At 33.1% G+C, this 2175-nt stretch carries 2 protein-coding genes; both read right to left on the minus strand.

The window, feature by feature from the left end; translation table 11 throughout:
- Nucleotides 1–51: 51 nt before the first annotated feature.
- The gene (gene istB / locus FYJ58_RS14580; RefSeq protein WP_154520390.1) at nt 52–804 is read right to left on the minus strand and encodes an IS21-like element helper ATPase IstB; all 753 of its coding nucleotides are present in this window, start codon (nt 802–804) and stop codon (nt 52–54) included.
- Nucleotides 797–2089, minus strand: a complete 1293-nt coding sequence (istA, locus tag FYJ58_RS14585) for an IS21 family transposase (protein WP_154520391.1) — start codon at nt 2087–2089, stop codon at nt 797–799. Before istA ends, istB begins: the two co-directional genes overlap by 8 nt.
- Between the last annotated feature and the right edge of the window lie 86 nt (nt 2090–2175).

Genomic DNA, 2175 nt, shown 5'->3' on the forward strand with positions numbered 1-2175 from the left:
TATAAAATGTCAAGACCTAATGTACAAAAAATATGATATAAAAATGTACAATTAGTCTGTCTGTTTTAAGTGATCTTTTAACCTGTATGATTTTCCTGATATTGGTATTACATGTGCATGATGTAGAACTCTGTCCATAATGGCATTTGCAACAACTGCATCAAAAAATACACTATCCCATTCATTAAAATTCATATTTGTTGTTAATATTGTGCTTTTCTTTTCATATCGCATATCTATAAGCTGAAAAAACAGATTAGAATCTTCTTTATCAATAGGCAGATATCCCAACTCGTCAATGATAAGCAGTCGATAATGACAAAAATGCTTGAATCTTGCATCAAGTCTATTTTCCAGTTTTGCTCGCTTTAGCTGTTGAAGCAGATCATTGCACTTTATAAAATATGTGCTTACTCTTTTTTTTGCGGCTGCAATACCGATGGAGGTTGCAAGATGCGTCTTTCCGACTCCACTCGGTCCAAGAAATACTATATTTTCATTCTTTTCGAGAAAACCAAGACTTGCCAGCTCTCTCATTTCCTGTTCATTCACACTTGGTTGAAATCCAAAGTCATAATCTTTAAGTTCTTTTACAAATGGAAATGCTGCGGCTTTTATCATAGATCGTGAAGCGTTTTGTTCTTTAAAATCCACTTCATAATTACTGAGCTTTAACAGCCCCTCCGTAAAGGATAATCCATTTGTTGTTACAAAATCTCTTATTTCATCTAGATGGAGTTTCATCTGGGATAATTTCAACAACTCCAAATTTGCTGTTAACTGATTGTATGTACTGTTACTCATAATCATAAACCTTTCCGATAATCTCAAGATTTTCTTTTGCTCTGTCCATTATGTGTTCGTCTTTGAAAATATGGGATTTTCTGGCGATTGCAGCATAATGTTCCGAAATATAATTTAATTTTTTTAGACTTAGTTGATGAATGGTTATAAATTCTGTGTTATAATACACATGGATATAACCATCATATACTTGTAAAGAAACAATCTTTCCGACATACTCTGGTGGGACAGAGTACTGGCATCCTTTGTAGTAAAACATGCTTGAATGGTTGACTTTTACGGTATTTGTGGTGATTTGATAAGACTTTCTTATGCTATCAGCAGGCAGACTGTTTAAGAAAGTCTTTTCTTTGTTAAAATACATGAACGGAATTCTTCCTGTTCCCTGGTTTACCTGTGCATTAACACGATTATTAATTCTTGTTACTAATTCAATCAATTCCCGGTAATTTAATTTTCCATTATAAGCCCTTATTTCATCAAGTATCTTCATTGGAGCCTCAACTTTGGCCTTTGTATGTGGATGCCCTGCAATGCACGGTTTAACTTTAAAACCATAATCATCAGCGAATTGCTGAAACTTATTATTTATTTTACCGGCAGCGTATTCTGTTCTTGCTTCATCCATAACCGTTTTCATGTTATCTGTAACTATTTCATCTGGTACACCATCAAATGTTTCAAATGCATCATCAAGAAACGAGAAGAGTATATCCTGCGTTTTGGAAAGGGAAACTCTGTATACCCTGAATCTTGAATACGAAAGCAATAGAACAAAAACATTTATATCTAAAGTTTCTCCAGAAGAAAGAGTAAATGGAATCGACTCTTTCCAATCCAGCTGAGCCTGCTTACCCATAGGCGTTTCATATCGAATGGTTACTTTATTAGTGTTGGAAGGTCTGCCTTTTCTGAAATAGGAATCGAATTCAGGATACTTTCTAAGGCAATGGCAGAAGTTACAATAAACACCTGTAAAGCCATGATTATCTACAAGATATTGCCATAAAACTTTTCTGTAGTAAAACACCTGTTGATTTCTGTCGGATAATAATTCAGCTATAATATCATAAAATGGTGTAATGCAGTCATTGCAGTTCCTTGTTTCTGGTTTTGTATATCCGTTTATATATTTATGAACGGTACGTCTGTCAACATCCAATTCTCTTGCTATTTGACTTTTATTAATTTTCAATGTTCCATCCTCCAAAAATGGTTTTAATTTGTACAGGTCATTGACACTTTCTATTTTTATATTTGTTATGATCCGATTATTTAATATCATATGAGTTCCTCCTTGTAACTCATATATCATAACATTTGTACATTCTTATTTAATATTTATTGTACATATTTAAGTATAACTTTATA

The sequence above is a fragment of the Velocimicrobium porci genome (assembly GCF_009696045.1).
GTDB lineage: Bacteria > Bacillota > Clostridia > Lachnospirales > Lachnospiraceae > Velocimicrobium > Velocimicrobium porci.

Bases quoted from the DNA above. Each gene is read 5' to 3' on its own strand.
- istB (WP_154520390.1), bottom strand. From the start codon at position 804: ATGAGTAACAGTACATACAATCAGTTAACAGCAAATTTGGAGTTGTTG.
- istA (WP_154520391.1), bottom strand. From the start codon at position 2,089: ATGATATTAAATAATCGGATCATAACAAATATAAAAATAGAAAGTGTC.